Source organism: Terriglobus sp. TAA 43, from assembly GCF_000800015.1.
GTDB lineage: Bacteria > Acidobacteriota > Terriglobia > Terriglobales > Acidobacteriaceae > Terriglobus.
In genome coordinates this window covers 1,851,986-1,868,196 of sequence record NZ_JUGR01000001.1, presented here as the reverse complement: position 1 = coordinate 1,868,196, position 16,211 = coordinate 1,851,986, and the positions used below count along the sequence as shown (strand labels likewise).

Below are 16,211 nucleotides of genomic sequence, written 5' to 3'. Positions count from 1 at the left end.
GGCAAAATCGTCTTTCTAAATGAGTTAGGGCCGCCCATTTGCGCGGCCCTTTTCTCTCTATTTCTATTCTAGAGGTTTGGTGGAAATAGTATGCCAACTGTATGTCTTTTGGTTTGTTGGTGTTGGGTGGGATAGGGGCTTGACATCACTCCGTGCTGTTCTCGACGCCTTCGGCGTGGGACAGCTACTACGTTTCAAGTCGGCGAGCGTCAACGGCGGTCATGCGGCTGGTTCGATCCAAAGGATTTCTTCTCGAACCGTGAGCGAAGGGTGGTTTGATCCTGTGTATGTGTGCATCCCCTGTTGTCGACAGTCGAGGACGATAAGCCGGCTTGTCGTTACTTCTGCCCGCTAGTCGGGAATTCGCTTTGTTGCTTTCGGCTATGCTTGAGACGTGCAAGGACACACCACATGTCGCAAGCGCCTGATGGGCTGGCTGTTGTGCGTTATGGTGATCCTGTTTGCGCTTTGTCCTGCAGAATGCACCGCTTGCGATGGAAAATTACCAGTTCAGCGAGCGGTTTCGACCCAGCACGCAGTCGCGGCAGTTCAACTGTTCCCTGCAGATCACTGTGACGGTGCTTGCTCTTGCTGCCTATTGCAAGTACTGCCGACGCATTTTCTGGTGCAGATGCAACAGGAGCGGGTTTCTGAAGCAGTGATGCCCGAAAAGGTTGAACACGAACTCGTTCGTCCTTCCGTTCACTTTCGCCCTCCCCGCCTTTCCATCGTTTCGTAGTGGCCCTCGTGCGCCCTTGAGCGCAAGACACTCACTCGAACTTTGGAGAACCCATGCGTATTCTCGCAACTGCGTGCGCGGCAGCAGCTATCTGCTTGCCGTTGAGTCCCCACATCTACGCGCAAACTACACCACCCAGCAAGCCCTCTTCTGAGACACAGGAAAAACCTGAGACCGTGCAGCAACAGGTAACGGTATACGCGACCCGTACCGAGGGTCGACTGGAAGATCAGCCAACTCGCGTGGAGTTGCTGGATCAGGAAGAAGTGGATGAGAAGACGATGATGACCCCCGGCAACATCGTGATGATGTTGAACGAGACCAGCGGCATCCGTGTGCAGAACACATCGCCTTCGCTCGGATCTTCTACCGTCCGCATCCAGGGCATGAAGGGCCGTTACACGCGCTTTCTTGCTGATGGTCTGCCACTCTTCGGGCAACAGGGCGGCGGCCTCGGGCTCCTGCAAATGCCGCCCGTTGATCTTGGGCGTGTCGAAATCATCAAGGGCGTTGCATCAGCGTTGTACGGGGCTGGCGCGATGGGTGGCGTGGTGAATCTGACCACGAGACGGCCGCAAGACAAACCGGCACGAGAGTTCATCGTGAACCAGACAACGCTGGGGGGCACTGACGTATCGGCTTACATGGATGGCAAGCTCTCGAACCACACCAGTGGATCTCTGTTGGGCATGGGCAACTGGCAGATTGCTCGTGATCTCAACGACGACGGATGGGCCGATGTCGCGGGGTATGATCGCGGCGTTGTTCGGCCTCGCTTGTTCTGGGATACGGGTAAAGGTTCGAGCGGCTTAGTCACCAGCGGAGTGACCTACGAGGATCGTACTGGCGGGACCATGCCAGGACGCACCCTACCGGTAACGGGACTGCCATACATCGAATCACTGCACAGTCTTCGAGAAGATATCGGCGTTTCATCGCAGTTGCTCGCAGCCAGCAAGTATGTGCTCACGCTGCGTGGATCGTATTCAAGCCAGCAGCACCGCCACTTGTTTGGCGACGATCTGGAACGAGACCGTCACGAGTTGTTGTTTGGAGAGGCGTCGGTGCGTGGTGTGCATGGCAAGCAGTCGTGGGTAGCCGGAGGTGCATATGAGCGCGATGCGTACCGTCCCAAGGATGTGCCAGTCTATCGCTACACCTACCGCAATCCCGGTATCTTCGTGCAGGACGACATACAAGCGGCAAGCTGGCTAACGGTGTCATTCGGAGCGCGTGCCGACTTCCACAGCCAATACGGCACGCTCTTCAGCCCGCGATTTGCTGCATTGATGCGGGGTCACGGATGGACGAGCCGCCTGTCACTGGGACAAGGCTTCTCAACTCCAAGTGCATTGACGGAGGACACGGAAGCTGCGGGCCTGAGAAGGCTGACAGTCATACGACCGCTATTTGTGGAGCGTGGCCGTGGGCTTACGTTCGATCTCACTCGAAGTTGGGCTCATTGGACAGCAACGAGTACGTTGTTCACCTCGAATGTTCACCATCCGCTCTATACCGAGCAACAGACTGCGTATACGCTACGCAATCTTGCCGATCCCACCCAGAACATCGGAGTTGAGAACGTGGCGAACTGGCGTAGCGGAAAATTTTCAGCCGTCGCTTCCTACACGTACACGCAGGCGCGAGAGAAGCCCGGCGCGGTTCGGCAGGATGTGGAGCTCACCCCTCGGCACAGTGCTGGCCTTGTCGGAACCTGGGAGCGAGAGAATGTTGCCCGCATTGGAGTTGAAGCCTATTACACCGGAACACAACGCTTGGACGACAATCCGTATCGCACGCAATCAAGGGCTTATGTGTTGTTCGGTTTTCTGGTTGAGAAACGGCTTGGGCGGTTCAAGGCATACGTGAACGCTGAGGACTTGGGGAACGTTCGCCAGACGAAGTATGACCCACTGCTCCGCCCTTCCCGTGGACCCGACGGCAGATGGACTACGGATGCCTGGGCTCCACTGGATGGACGTGTCTTCAACGGAGGCATTCGTGCGAGCTTTTGAGCATTAGTATCGAAAAACGCCGATATCTAGCGCAATGCCAACCCCATTCCTGACTGCGATAGGGTCTCGGTGGACACTCGGCAGTGCTATGAGTGGGACATCAGCCGACATTTGTCGCGACAAGCCGAAGGGGCTGTCCCATACTGCCTAGCAAGAGGGACTCGACTTATGATCGTTCAACCCATGCTTGCGCTCGCCGTTGTGGCGTCGACAGCCGCTACGGATGCTGTGTATGTGCTATTCACCGCTGCTGTCGCCTCGCGCATGCGAGTCAGGGCAGCCACCTGGAGCAGCCTTTGGTATCTTCTCTCGGCGTTCGCGGTCATTAGCTACACGAGACATTGGGTCTACGTCGTCTTCGCCGCCGTAGGATCATGGCTGGGCGCATTCGCTTCTGTGACGTGGCTGAGGTCGTCGGGTGATAAGTCCGTGCAACGTATCGCGTCGTGAAAATCACCTCGAAGCGATTATGACTTTGTGCGCTTTGATCTCAGGTGTGAGATGTTCGTGAGTTTTTATTTGCTCTTAGTTGAGAGGAGCATGGATGCGTGGGGATTGAGGCGGATGTGCAGCGTCTGGCTCGCCGGTAACGTTGTGCCGGTCCACGTGTCTCGCAGAGGCTTGTTGGGGTTTGTGATCCCGATGCTGGCCCATGGCAGATCCTGCTCGATGGGTTGATCTCCTAAGTTGATCATCGCGATGTAGTCGGACGCGCCACCCTTTGTTGTTCGAGCTGTCCATATGCGAACGTCTTTTTCTTTGTAGGCCAGTTTGTTTCCGGTGCCGTGTTGATTTATCGCGAGCACGTCGGCATTTGTAAGCAGGCTGCGCGTGAATGGATCAAGCGTGGCAAGGTCGCCACCGAACATGAGCGGAGAACGCGCGATGCCCCAGAGAGTCATCATCGTCTTCTGTTCGTCCTGCGTCAGCCGCGATTGGCGGTCATCTCCTCGTTCGGCGCGGATACCGATGTGTCCAAGAGGAAGCATGTCGGCGTCGGGCCAATGTCCAGGCTCGACGAGTTGCCACCAGTTCTCCATTCGAGAAGCCATGTTCCTGACTGACTTCCAGTCGTCCCATAGGTCATCCTCGATTCGCCACATCTGCGCGTTTGTACGGAGTGACACGACTTTATCAACAGGGGCGGGGCCGGGCGAGAGGCTTAGTACGATGGGGCGGCCCGAATGCGCGATGGCTTTGTGAAGACCTTCAATCTCTGCATCGTGATAGGGACGGAGCATGTCGTCGGCCTTGATGAAATCGACGCCCCAGCCTGCATACATGGCGACGAGTGAATCGTAGTAGGCCTGGGCTCCGGGCTTTGTCATGTCGACACCGTACATGTCGGTGTTCCAGGTGCAGACACTGTTGCGATCTGCAACGTCTGCGGCGTGAAATGCTGTGCCCATGATGGGCGTGTTCTGCGCGACCGCCTGCCGCGGGATGCCGCGCATGATGTGAATTCCGAATTTCAATCCTTTGCTGTGGACATAGGTCGCTAACTGCTTGAAGCCGGCACCATCCTTCGCGGAGGGAAAGCGATTGACTGCTGGTACGAGTCGACCATTGCTGTCCATGGCGAGCTGCGCGCCTGCGCGATAGCCATGAGCCTTTGCATTGGGTTCATACCATTGAATGTCAACGACGATGTATTCCCAGCCGAAGCGCTTCAGCGTGGCCATAGCATCTGCATTTGCCTTGACCTCTGATTCGCGGACTGTTGTTCCATAGGAATCCCAGCTGTTCCACCCCATCGGTGGTGTTGGAGCGAGTTGTTGTGCGGGCGTGAGGGGTGTTGCGAAGCTGGCGAGAACGGCGGCGAAGAATGCGATTCGTTTCCAGTTGGTGTGCACGATGCATCCTTCGTCGTGAGATGGGGAACTTTGCGTTGGTGAGATTGGCTCTTACTGCGCCCTTTTCTCGAGCATCTCGTTTTGCCGCTTCTGCTGGTAGGCTTGACCGATTTGCATCATGTCCACATACACATCCATCAAACGCCGCGTCGTGGTCACATCGCTGTACTTCACGCTGCTCTGGTAGTTCGGCAGATACACCTGGACCCGCTTCCGCCAGGTCACCAACCTCGTTTCCAAAGTTGTTCGATACTTCTGCGACTCCTCCGCATCAATCGCAGCGGTACTCTCCGCGGCATTCTGCTGCCCCTTTTGCATGCTCGCCACGGTGGCGTCTGTGTGCCTGCCATTCCACTCCATCTGCAGACTCTGCACCTTTTGAGCCAAATCCTGGCCTTCTTCGTACAGCTTCACCACGTCGATTGGTGCCCCGGCCATAGGGTTCAGCGCTGAGCCGACATCTGTCATCTGCGCGCTCAGGTCGTCCAACTTCTTGTTCACATCGCTCAGGTCTAACCGTTCGGCCAGTATCTTGTTCATCAGCGCGATAAGTTGATTTGCCTTCGCCTCGGACATTCCAGCACATCGAATCGTCACGATGCTTTGCGCGCCTGTCACTACCGGGCTGCACGCCCCGGACGTCTTCGTCTGGCCCTGGCCCAATGCACCTGCGCTTGCCGCCAGCAGCGCCACGCCAACCCACCAATGACCTTTCATGGTTTCTTCTTTCCCTTCTTATCGGAATCCGCGGGAACGACGCCGCCGATGTTGACAACTGCTCCGTCACCCGTCACCACCGGCGACTGCGGCCCCGATGTCTCGTTTTGATAGATCACTCGAGATTGAGTTGGCGGCTTCACCGTCGTCAACGGAGTCTGCACAGACTGCCCTGCAGACGTTCCCTTTATCGGAGGATGGAAATAGGACCAACCCAACAGGCCCACACAACAGCAGCAGATCAACACGATGGTCCTCAAAGACCACTTCACGGGTTTCCCTGTCAATTCATTGCTGCGAAGCCACGCCACCGCAATCGTCAGAAGAATCGAGGTCCCCGCTAGGATGTAGCCCACCATTCGGAAGTCGCTCATGAATGAGGCCGCCGTCGAGGTTGCCGTCGCTACTGCCGCGATCGCTGTCGCGTGTCCGTCCCAAGAAAACCCCTGTTGCGCTCGAGTCATCGGTTGCATCTCCGCAGACAGCCGCTTCCTGCTGCAACAATGAGCCGCGGCTGTCTGCCCACGTGGGAAATGTACTTCAGATTGGACATGAGAGGTTTACTTTTTCATGAAGGGCTTGGCCAATCATTTGGCTTAGAGTAACCATGCAAATCAGGCGTCGAAGCCGCCGTCGATCAGGATGCCGGCACCGGTGATGTATCCGGCTTCGGGGCCGGCGAGGTAGGTGACTAATCCTGCGATCTCTTCGCCTTTGCCGTAGCGCTTGAGGGCCATGAGGCCGAGCATTGTTTCTGCGAAGGGGCCGTTGGCTGGGTTAGCGTCTGTGTCGATGGGCCCTGGCTGGATGTTGTTGACCGTGATGTTGCGTGGGCCGAGGTCGCGCGCCAGACCCTTGGTGAAGCTGAAGATCGCGCCCTTGGTGAGAGCGTAGACTGAACCGCCGACAAAGGGCATGCGGTCGCTGTTGACTGAGCCGATGTGAATGATACGTCCACCGTTTGGCATGTGGCGGGCGGCTTCCTGCGTTGCGGTGAAGACGCTGTGTACGTTGATGGCGAGAATGCGTTGGAAGTCTTCCTCCTTGATATCGGTAATGGGACCGAGGACGATGATGCCCGCGTTGTTCACGAGGATGTCGATCTTGCCGAAGTGATCTGCTGCCTGTTGCACGGATGCGCGCACGGCTGCCTGATCAGCTGCGTCGGCCTTGATGGCGATGGCTTCGCCGCCGTCGTTTGCAATCTGCTCAACGAGGCGATTTGCGTGTTCGCTGGAGGCGCTGTAGGTGAACGCTACTTTGGCGCCTTCTTTTGCCAGTCGCTGCACAATGGCCGCGCCGATACCGCGGGAACCACCTGTTACCAAAGCCGATTTGCCGGTCAGAGTTGCCATCACTATCTCCTGAAACTGTTTGCGTGCAATTGAAACATTCAACGCGCCAGAAAGCACTTGAAATTTGAGAGGGCTGATTTTGATGGATGACTCGGTCGCGAGTGGCTGCTTGCAGCATGGCAAAAGATCTGCGGCTACACTGGGGCTGTCGCCGCGCGGATGTCCATGGTGCGCGGCGTTGAGGAGTTGCGCCGCATGCAGCCGCCGGTGGTTCCCACATCGCATCGTGGAAGTGTTCCCAGCTTTTCTGTGATGGCTCGGCAGCCGATGCGGCCTTCCGCGGTGCTGCTGGCGGTGATGATTGCTGGTGGCGTTCTGTCGATGGTTGCCATGGGGCTGGGGCATGGCAGGGCGAGGCACTTTCGCAGCGATGAAGGTGGTAGTGCTGCGCGCGGTGGTGGTGGTTCTTCTTCGAGTAGCTCACACGCGGATGATGATGACGATGACGACCCTTCGCAGGTGGATACGATTGTGCTGGGTGATGCGGGGGATGCGCCTGTGCCTGCGAAGAAGGGGCAACGCATCAGCAATGTGCATGCGACGGTGATCGTGCATCTGCCTCGGTTTGGAGAGCAGTCGGGGTTGATTCCGGATAGTCCTGCGGGGCATTTGTTGTATCGGTGGTTGGCTGCGTTTAACCAGAATAGTTATTCGGACCTGGAAGATGCTTTGCCGAATGATGCTGTGGCTGCGACGGCTGCGGCGCAGATGGAGTTACGCAGGGAGACTGGCGGTTTCAACCTGTTGTCGGCGAAGGAAGTGGAACCGGGGTTGATTGTTTTTCGGTTGCGAGATCAGACTCCTGAAGCGAGGCAAGTACTGGGCACTTTGTACATGCGTCCAAAGTCTGATCCCGCTGCTGTCGCCAGCTTTAGTTTGAGGGCCGTTGAGGTGCGGGAACAAAAGAAAGCCGATGTGCGATAGTGTGCGCCGAATCGTTTGCACGTCGGACGTGTGAGAGAAATGTCCTTCGGCTCTTAGGAAGAGGATGTTGGGTCTGACGAAGCGGAAGATCGGATTCTCCATTGTGATTTTTATGGAGACGTTTTGAACTGCGACTTCAAGAGATATTGGATGAGCTATGGTGCGGCCTGTTGGGGAGCATTGCATGCGCTGAGGTGACGCATGCAATGAGAGTAGCAATGCTGTTGCGAGGATGAATTTCATGGCGGCGCTCCTCACTTAGTTTTCGGTTGGTGCTTTTTCGATGTGGTCGACGATAAGCATCTGTAGCGGTGCTTTGCGTGGCTCGAGTTTGAGGCCGAGGTCCTGTATTGCTTCGAAGAGGGTGATGCGTGGTTGTGCTTCTGCGCCTCCGTCTGCTCCCTGACCGGGGGCGCCGGGACCTCCGCGCATGCGCATGTTGTCTGGCATGAAGGTGAGGTCGATGTCGTAGCGTTCCGGCAGGCCCGTCTGGTCTACGACGGGTTGATCGACAAACATGGATAGCGTTTCACAGAGGCGGCTGAGGGTGAGAGCGGGGCCTTTGAGATGCATGCCCGTGGGACTGCCCATGATTTGGAGATCGCCTCGTACGGGCGTGCCGGGTTTGCGGTTGGGGCTGTCGGGGTAGTCTGTTGCTTTGACTTCGGATGGTTTCAGTTTTGGCCCGTTCTTGCCTACGACGAGTGCGAATACGGCGTGGTCTTTCGTTTCGTTGTGGAATTGGAGTTTGAAGCGGTCGCGAAGGAGAGATTGCAACATCTCCGGCACTTGATCTTCTGTGGCTCCGGCGGGGTATTTGGCTTCGATGTTGTAGCGGTTGCGGATCCAGTCAGGGCCGGTGACCTGGAACTCCTTGACGTTGTAAGCGACGCGGATCATGTCGCGCAGGGACACGTTGACGTAGTGGATCATGGAGCGTTCCGCGTTCATGCGGATTGCGATCATCTCCGCATCTGCGTCTGCACCGGGGCGGATGGAGGCGACTTCAAACGACAGGTTGCTTTGCGGCTGTTGTGCTGTTGCCACCGCGAACGATGCGACGAGTACGAGCGGAAGGACCGAGAGGAATTTCATGACCCTGATTGTGTCGCGATGTGCAGGTCAGGCGTGCAAATTGTATGTAAGGAATGTAAAGGCGCTGCGAGATCAAATGGCGAGTTTGTATCCTGCGCCTTTGATGGTGAGAAGAAAGCGCGGATAGCGCGGGTCTTCTTCGATCTTTTTACGCAGACCTGCAACGTGCACGTCGACGGTGCGGCTGAGCATGCTGCCGTCTGCGGACCACACGTTTTCAAGCAGCTCTTCGCGGGTGATGATGTTGCCGCGATGTTGGTTAAGGTACCTAAGCAACCGAAACTCGATGGGCGTGAGAACTACGGGTATGCCTGCGCGTGAAACTTCATGTTGGCGGAAGTCGATACGGATGTCGCCGAGGGTTGCGATGTCGGGCGATGTTGCAGAGGGTTGGGATCTGCGCAGGAGGGCTTCGATGCGTGCCATGAGTTCGATGGGTTCGCAGTTCTTTTGCACGTAGTCGTCTGCGCCGAGTTTGAGGCCGAGGACGCGGTCGATGACTTCGCCGCGCGCCGTGAGCATGAGTATCGGTGTGGAGATGTTGTCGCGGCGTAGGTCGCGGCAGATGTCGAAGCCGTTCTTTCCGGGGAGCGAGACGTCGAGCAGAATGAGATCGAATGTGTTTGCTGACGCGGCCTGTTGACCTGCGTTCCCGTTGCTCTCCCATTGCACTTCATAGCCCTCTGCGCGCAGGCGGTCGATGAGGCCGATGGCGAAGGCTTGTTCATCTTCGATGAAGAGGATGCGTGTCATGCAGGGATTCTCAGTGTAAAGGTGCTGCCTTGTCCGGGTGTGCTTTCGACGGTGACGGAACCGCCGTGTGCTTCTGCTGCAGAGCGTACGAGGCTGAGGCCGATGCCGGAGCCGGGGATGTTTGTTTCTGTTGCTGCATGGCCGCGATAGAAAGGCTCGAACAGATGTTCGCGATCGGTGGCTTCGATGCCGGGGCCGTGGTCGGAGATGTGTACGAGGATGGCGCGATTGCTGGTGGAGTATTCGGCATGGATGCCGATCCAACGACCGTTGGCTGCGTACTTGATGGCGTTTGAAAGCAGGTTGTCGATAGCTATGCGGAGTAAGCTGGCATCGCCTTGAATTGTCGGAAGGTTGTTAGGGATGTTTTGCTCGACTTGAAATTGTGCGCGGGTTAGTTCGTCGTTGTGCACAGACAGAGCGGTGGTGATTATGTTGGCGATGTTAACTGGGGTGCGTGTTTTTGTGCCGAGGTTGGAGTGGATGCCCGCGTATTGAAGCGTCTGCTCGATCATTTCACTGAGGCGTCGTGATTGTTGGTGGATGAGTTCACCGTATTGCGTAACCTTATCTGCGTCAGTCACGAGGCCGTCTGCTTGATTGCGCGAAAGCATGGAGATGGAGGACACGGGTGTTCGTAGTTCATGTGAAACGGCTGCCACGAATTGCATGCGCTGTTCTGCGGCGCGTTGCATGCGATGTGCGCTCAGCACCAGAAGGATGATGGATGCGCCGAGGAGAAATTCTGCAGCGACGACGAGCAGGAGTTCCTGCTTGCGTTCACGACGGAAAGCGGCAGCTAGAGGCAGGCCGCGATGTGCAACCTGCAATTCCCAGATGTCGCTAGGTGGTGAAGGAGGGCCGTGTGTTTCGGTTTGAATCTGATAGCGCTGGATGATTCGGCCGGGGGGAGTTGGTGCGGTTGATGGGCGGCCTGGTATGGGTGGAAGGTTTCGCAGCGATACGGAGAAGAAAGGCTTTCTGAAATCCGGCTTGATCCTGGGGCCGTAGATTTGCTGTGCATCGCGGTGGCGCGGGACGATAGCGAAATCGTAGTCGTTTATGGAAGATTTGCCGAAGCTTTGCTGAAGCAGGTTTGGAACGAGTGTGGTCTTGATGAAGTCTTCATTGAGCAATGCGACGAAGCAGTGATTGGCATGCGAGATGAGAAAGAGGCTTTGGCCTTGTTTCGTCTTTTCGACGACGGGTTGAAACAGCGGTGTGGTGATGGCGAGTGGTTGCTGGGAAATAGTTGCGGCACATTCTTCGGGATGCATCCAGTTGGGGGTTGCCACTGCTGAGAATGTACCGGCGTTGTTTGCGCGTAGGGCGTGAGGTTGTGCGCCCGAGATGTCGACGAGGTAGAGCTCTTTTATCAGTGTCGGAAGAGACGGAAGTGGTGCGTTTGTGGTCCATGCGGTTTGCGCGTCGTTCTGAAGGAAGCCGACGGCATCTGCGAGGTTGCGGTTGAAGCGTGATGCGAAGAGTGAGGCGGAGAGATCGAGATGTTCGCGTTCGCGCTGGAGATCGGCGGCGAGTACACGTTTTGACCATCGGTACTGCACAAATGCGACGACGCCGAGGAGTACGGCGAGCGTGACGCAGATGGCGATGAGAGTCCGGAAGCCGAAACGCAGGTGCATGGACGTGGATTGTAGCGGTCGAGGGTATGAGATACAAGGCGCGCTTCGTTAACGTAAGTGGTTTGTATGTCGGTGCTTGGACGGTGTTGCGATGGATTTTGATGGGAGAGGGTTAATTTCAAACGGTTTTCTGTTTCCCATAGAAATTCGAGTGGTGTAGTATTCACTCCCATAGGAATTCGAGGGGAGAGCGGTGATGGCGAAGAAGAACCAGGTGGACAGCGAGATGTTGAAGGGGACGCTGGACATGATGATTCTGCGGACACTGGTGGGTGGCGACGCGCATGGTCACACCATTGCCAAAGTGATTGAGCATACGTCAGAAGATGTGTTGGAAGTGGAACAGGGATCGCTGTATCCGGCGCTGCATCGGTTGGAGGATCGGCGTTGGGTTTCTTCGTATTGGGGAGTGAGCGAAAACAATCGCAAGGCGAAGTTCTACAAGCTGACAGCAGAGGGACGTAAGCAATTAGCACGTGAAGTGACGCGGTGGCGACAGATGACTCGCGCGATTGGGTTGGTGATGGGCGAAGAGGGAGGTGCGCAATGAGCTGGTTCCGGTTCTTTCGTCGTAAGCGTTCCGATGCGGAGTTGCAGGAAGAGATGGCGTCGTTTCTGAATGAGGAGATGGCCGACAATGTTGCGCGCGGTATGTCAGAGGAAGAGGCGCGGCGACAGGCTTATGTGAAGTTGGGCAGCAGAGAAAAGGTGCGCGAATCGTTGTGGGCGCAGAACTCATTTCAGCCACTGGCGAGTGTTGCACGCGATGTGAAATTTGCCAGCCGCACGCTGCGACGTACGCCGGGGTTTTCGTTTCTTGCAGTGCTGGTGGTGGCGTTGTGCATTGGTGCAGCGACATCGCTGTTTACGATTGCGCGTTCGGTGTTGCTGCGTCCGTTGCCGTTTCACGATCCGGACAAGCTGGTGATGTTGTATGAGGCTCGAACGAAGAATGGCGTGCCTCCTGCAAAGCCGACGTATAACCCGGTGTCTCCCGCGGACTTTTACGATTGGCGATCGAAGACGCATGGCTTTGAGGACATGGCCGTGACGCGTGGCGATGGCTTCAACCTGACGGGCGAGCATGGTGAATTGCCGGAGTCAGTGGTCGCTGCTGCAGGGTCGTGGAACCTGATTCGGTTGCTGGGTGTGCAGCCTGCGGTGGGTCGCTGGTTCACAGAGGCAGAGGACAAGCCGGGTAGCACCGTAGTGATGCTGACGTGGAGTGTGTATCAACGGCGGTTCGGCGGTGATGCGTCGATTGTGGGTCACCAGATTCATCTGGATGACAAGCCATACACGGTGGTGGGTGTGTTGCCGTCGTGGTTCCGTTATCCCGATGCGTCGATTGTGTTGTGGGTGCCGTATCAGGGCGATATGGGAGAGACGCTATTGCACCATGACTACCACCAGAGCCAGGTGATTGCGCGCATGAAGGATGGCGTGTCGTTGGCGAGTGCTGTGGCGCAGGTGCAGGCGGTGCAGATGCAGCTTCATCTTGCCTATCCGGAGCAGCCTGTGCATGACCTGGTGGAAGTGCGTCCCATGCATGAGGACGTGACGGGTGATGTGAAACAGCCGTTGCAATTGATGCTGGGCGCGGTGGCGTGCATGTTGCTGATTGGCTGTTTGAATGTGTCGAACCTGATGGTGGCGCGTGGGGCAGCACGGCAGCGTGAGGTGGCGATTCGCAGTGCGTTGGGTGCGCAGCGTGGTGCGTTGATTCGCGAACAGATGACGGAGAGTGTGCTGATCTGTATCGCTGGTGGCACGCTTGGCGTTGCGTTGTCGGTGCTGGCGACGCAGACGCTTGCGCATGCATGGAAGGATTTGCCCAGCGTGCAGAGCATTCATCTGGATGGAACAGTGATTGCTTTTGCTTGTGCGCTGGTTTGTGTGGCGGCGCTGGTTGCAGGGCTGCTTCCTGCGTTGTCGTCTACGGACAAGACGATGCTGAGCGCGATGCAGAGTTCTGCGCGCACCGGTGCCAGCAGCCTTGGGCGTACGGCGTTGCGCAAGTGGATGCTGACTGCCGAGATTGCGATTACGGTGGTGTTGCTTGTTGCGGCGGGGTTGCTGGGTAAGAGCTTTTTGAAGCTGCGGGCAACAGATGTTGGTTGTGTGACGAAGGATGTGCTGACGCTTCGTTACAGCCTGCCGAGCAAAGAGTACGACACGCCGGAGAAGATCAATGCGTTTCATCAATCGCTGCTGGAGCGCGTACGCGCGTTGCCAGGAGTGAAGGCAGTTGCGTTGGGCAATACCGTTCCTGCTGCTGGCTACTGGGGAGACTTTGTATTCACGGTGAAGGAGCATCCTCCTCTTCAGGCTGGGGCACCCATACAAGTTGGATTGGAGCGGTGGGCTGATCCAGGGTACTTCACGGGGTTAGGAATTCCGCTGGTGCGTGGGCGCTTCTTCACGATCCAGGATCAGTTGGACCGTGCCGACAAGGTGATCATCAGTAAGCAACTGGCGGACCGTTACTTTCCGGGTGAGGATGCAATCAGCAGACATCTGCACATTGCCGCTCATGCACTGAAAGGGAAGCCGGATGCACTGGATTACGAGATTGTGGGCGTAGTCGACGATGTGATCTACCAGGTGGGTAAGGAAGCTAAGCCGATGATGTACTTCCCGCTGCTGGATGGAACGATGAGCGGTGCAACGCTGGCAGTGCGTACGCAGTATGATCCGTTGCAGTTTGCGTTGCCGGTGCAGAAACAGATTGCGTCGCTTGATCCGGGACTGCCGGTGGCGGATGTGCGGACGATGGATCAGGTCGTCGGTGAGTCGCTGGGTAATCAGAGTCTGAGCGCTGGGTTGGTGCTGGCGTTTGCTGTGCTGTCTTTGTTGCTGGCCTCTGTTGGTTTGTATGGTGTGTTGTCTTACCTGGCGGTGCAGCGGACACAGGAGCTTGGCATTCGGATGGCGCTGGGTGCGCAGCGCGAACAGCTGCTGCAGCAGATGCTGGTGGATGGTATGAAGCCGGCGCTGTTCGGGCTTGGCCTGGGTATGGTGGCAAGCTTTGCAGTGACACGTGTATTGCAGTCGATGCTGTTCGGAACGAAGCCGCTTGATCCGGCAGTGTTGTTTGGTGTTGTTGGAACGCTGCTGGTGGTGGCGATGTGTGCTTGTCTTGTGCCGGCGTGGCGGGCTTCGCGCATTGAACCGATGCGGGCTTTGCGAATGGAGTGATCGCAAGAGGCTTCATGCAAATCTTTCGCGGATGTGTTGCGATAGATTGCGTGGATGTTTTCGGCGTGCAGGTGCGGGGTGTGGGAGTGGATGCGCAGACGCGTTGCGCTCACTATCACTCCGTGCTGGATGTGATTGCGATTCGCATGGCTTGTTGTGGTGAGTACTTCGCCTGCAAGGATTGCCATGAGGAAGTGGAGGGCCATGCGATTACGGTGTGGCCGCGTTCGCAATGGGATACGCGTGCGGTGCTTTGCGGCGCATGCGGTTATGAGATGGCGATCCACGAATATATGGAATGCGGCAACCGGTGTCCGCGCTGTGAGGCTGCGTTTAATCCCGGTTGCCGGAACCACTACCACTTTTACTTTGAAGTTTGAGTGCGCTCGATGAAGCCGCCGATGATGGTGGCGCATGCTTCGAGGAAGTCGCGATCTGCGGCGGTGAAGGCTGCGGCGTCGTGGCTGTCGATGTCGATTTCGCCGATGGCTTTGCCGTGGGCGTGGATGGGCACTACGATCTCGGATTTGGTTTCGATGGAGCAGGCGAGATAGCGCGGGTCGGAATGGACGTCGTCGACGATGACGGTTTGATTTTGCGCTACGGCGGCTCCGCAGATGCCCTGGTGGATCGGGATGCGTGTGTGTTCCGTGGGCGCGCCGTTGAAGGGGGCGAGGACGAGCATTTCCGCGTCGTTGGGGTCGAGCATGTAGAAGCCGGTCCAGTTGTAATGCGGCAGGCGCGACGGAATGATGTCGACGACGAAGTTCTGCAGGGATTCAAGCGATGGGGCGGTGGCGGCGAAGGTGGTGATCTCTTCGAGGATACCGTTGTAAAGGCTCATGCAATTATTGTGCGCTTTTCCTCGCGGTGACGTTGCCAGATGGGCCTGGAATGCGGCAGGATGGCTGGGTGAATTCACACAAGGTTTTTACTGCGTTGTTTGCCGCGCTGGCTGTTGCTGCGCTGGGCTCGTCCGTTGTTCATGCGTATCCGGCTGATGCGCCGAAGGTTCCCGCGTGGGCTTATCCGCAGGGCGTTCACGAAGAGCTTGCGCCGGATGATGGCAAGCTGTATCACCTGCCAGGTACGACCCAGGCGTTTACGGACACGCAGATTAACCGTGTGAATGCGACGATTGACTGGTTTCCCAAGTCGCATCCGACGCCTCCTGCTCCGGTGATCACGGGCACGGAGAAGTATAAGGCGTGTGGCACGTGTCACCTGATGAATGGCGTGGGCAAGCCGGAGACCGGTGATCTGCAAGGGTTGCCGGTGGCTTACCTGCTGCAGCAGTTGGACGATATGAAGAATGATCGTCGTCATCCTGCGTATGTGCCTTCGAGCCTGACTGGCATGGTTGCGATTGCGAAGGCGTTGACGCCGGAAGAGGCGCGACAGGCAGCGGAGTATTTTCACTCGGTTCCGCCGGTTGAACATATTCGGGTGGTGGAGTCGGCGGATGCGCCGGTGACGCATCCGGGACCGCATACGATTCAGCTTCCTGATCCGTCAGGTGCTCGTGCGCCGCTTGGTACGCGCATTGTGGAAGTGTCAGAGAATGTGGAGCGGACGAAGCTGCGTGATCCTTCTACGGGGTTTGTTGCTTACGTTCCGGTGGGCAGCATTGCTCGCGGTGAGGCTCTGGTGAAGAGTGGTGGCGCGAGCAAGATGGCTTGCACGATGTGTCATGGTGCGGATTTAAAGGGGATGGGCGATGCGTTCCCGTCGCTGGCGGGACATTCACCTACGGCTATGGCGCGGCAGTTGTTTGATTTTCGGAGTGGCTCGCGCGATGGGAAGAATGCTGCGGCGATGAAGCCTGTGGTGGCTGGGCTTTCGGACGCGGACATTGTGGATGTGTCGGCTTATCTGGCTTCGTTGAAGCCTTAGCTAATCGATTCGCTTGTGCAACTGCC

General features: G+C 57.1%; 15 protein-coding genes. 7 read left to right on the top strand and 8 right to left on the bottom strand.

Annotated elements, in window-relative coordinates:
- The first annotated feature begins 792 nt into the window (after nt 1-792).
- Both M504_RS07850 and M504_RS07845 read left to right on the top strand, forming a co-directional pair.
- Nucleotides 793-2,754, top strand: a complete 1,962-nt coding sequence (locus tag M504_RS07850; protein WP_047489863.1) for a TonB-dependent siderophore receptor — start codon at nt 793-795, stop codon at nt 2,752-2,754.
- A 168-nt stretch (nt 2,755-2,922) separates the two neighbouring features.
- A complete protein-coding gene (locus M504_RS07845; RefSeq protein ID WP_198137551.1) occupies nt 2,923-3,204 on the top strand; it encodes a hypothetical protein in 282 nt (93 codons plus the stop codon).
- Nucleotides 3,205-3,269: 65 nt separating this feature from the next.
- Here the strand turns inward: M504_RS07845 and M504_RS07840 are convergent, their stop codons facing one another.
- The 4 genes from M504_RS07840 to M504_RS07825 all read right to left on the bottom strand — a co-directional run bounded on the left by M504_RS07840 (nt 3,270) and on the right by M504_RS07825 (nt 6,679).
- Nucleotides 3,270-4,607, bottom strand: coding sequence for a glycoside hydrolase family 27 protein (locus M504_RS07840; protein WP_047489860.1), 1,338 nt, complete (start codon nt 4,605-4,607; stop codon nt 3,270-3,272).
- Nucleotides 4,608-4,658: 51 nt separating this feature from the next.
- Entirely contained in the window at nt 4,659-5,324 is a 666-nt protein-coding gene (locus M504_RS07835) for a hypothetical protein (RefSeq protein ID WP_047489856.1), read from the bottom strand.
- Complete coding sequence (locus tag M504_RS07830; RefSeq protein ID WP_047489851.1) at nt 5,321-5,788, bottom strand: hypothetical protein; 468 nt, start codon at nt 5,786-5,788, stop codon at nt 5,321-5,323. Before M504_RS07830 ends, M504_RS07835 begins: the two co-directional genes overlap by 4 nt.
- 150 nt (nt 5,789-5,938) lie before the next feature.
- Nucleotides 5,939-6,679 carry a 3-oxoacyl-ACP reductase family protein gene (locus M504_RS07825; RefSeq protein WP_047493999.1) on the bottom strand — a complete coding sequence of 247 codons (741 nt, stop codon included), beginning with the start codon at nt 6,677-6,679 and terminating at the stop codon, nt 5,939-5,941.
- Nucleotides 6,680-6,844: 165 nt separating this feature from the next.
- Between M504_RS07825 and M504_RS07820 the strand changes: the two genes are divergently transcribed.
- Entirely contained in the window at nt 6,845-7,603 is a 759-nt protein-coding gene (locus tag M504_RS07820) for a hypothetical protein (protein ID WP_052200514.1), read from the top strand.
- 258 nt (nt 7,604-7,861) lie between these two features.
- Here M504_RS07820 and M504_RS07815 read toward each other — a convergent pair whose 3' ends face one another.
- From M504_RS07815 to M504_RS07805, 3 genes are all read right to left on the bottom strand, one after another.
- Nucleotides 7,862-8,698 carry a TIGR03435 family protein gene (locus tag M504_RS07815; protein ID WP_047489848.1) on the bottom strand — a complete coding sequence of 279 codons (837 nt, stop codon included), beginning with the start codon at nt 8,696-8,698 and terminating at the stop codon, nt 7,862-7,864.
- A gap of 72 nt (nt 8,699-8,770) precedes the next feature.
- Nucleotides 8,771-9,451 carry a response regulator transcription factor gene (locus M504_RS07810; RefSeq protein WP_047489845.1) on the bottom strand — a complete coding sequence of 227 codons (681 nt, stop codon included), beginning with the start codon at nt 9,449-9,451 and terminating at the stop codon, nt 8,771-8,773.
- Nucleotides 9,448-11,094 carry a sensor histidine kinase KdpD gene (locus M504_RS07805; RefSeq protein ID WP_047489842.1) on the bottom strand — a complete coding sequence of 549 codons (1,647 nt, stop codon included), beginning with the start codon at nt 11,092-11,094 and terminating at the stop codon, nt 9,448-9,450. Before M504_RS07805 ends, M504_RS07810 begins: the two co-directional genes overlap by 4 nt.
- 196 nt (nt 11,095-11,290) lie before the next feature.
- Here M504_RS07805 and M504_RS07800 point away from each other — a divergent pair, with 196 nt between their 5' ends.
- Genes M504_RS07800 through M504_RS07790 form a run of 3 tightly spaced genes read left to right on the top strand, consistent with a single transcriptional unit; the run spans nt 11,291 to nt 14,672 of the window.
- Nucleotides 11,291-11,644 (top strand): PadR family transcriptional regulator, encoded by a 354-nt coding sequence (locus M504_RS07800; protein ID WP_047489840.1) that lies wholly within the window; start codon nt 11,291-11,293, stop codon nt 11,642-11,644.
- Entirely contained in the window at nt 11,641-14,292 is a 2,652-nt protein-coding gene (locus M504_RS07795) for an ABC transporter permease (protein WP_047489837.1), read from the top strand. The genes M504_RS07800 and M504_RS07795 overlap by 4 nt, the downstream gene beginning before the upstream one ends.
- A 14-nt stretch (nt 14,293-14,306) precedes the next feature.
- Nucleotides 14,307-14,672 (top strand): CHY zinc finger protein, encoded by a 366-nt coding sequence (locus M504_RS07790; protein WP_052200513.1) that lies wholly within the window; start codon nt 14,307-14,309, stop codon nt 14,670-14,672.
- On the opposite strand, the gene M504_RS07785 is transcribed toward M504_RS07790, so the two are convergent.
- Nucleotides 14,657-15,136, bottom strand: coding sequence for a GAF domain-containing protein (locus M504_RS07785; RefSeq protein ID WP_047489834.1), 480 nt, complete (start codon nt 15,134-15,136; stop codon nt 14,657-14,659). The genes M504_RS07790 and M504_RS07785 overlap by 16 nt on opposite strands.
- 68 nt (nt 15,137-15,204) lie before the next feature.
- On the opposite strand from M504_RS07785, the gene M504_RS07780 reads away from it, so the two are divergent.
- Nucleotides 15,205-16,185, top strand: coding sequence for a c-type cytochrome (locus M504_RS07780; protein ID WP_198137550.1), 981 nt, complete (start codon nt 15,205-15,207; stop codon nt 16,183-16,185).
- Nucleotides 16,186-16,211 lie beyond the last annotated feature (26 nt).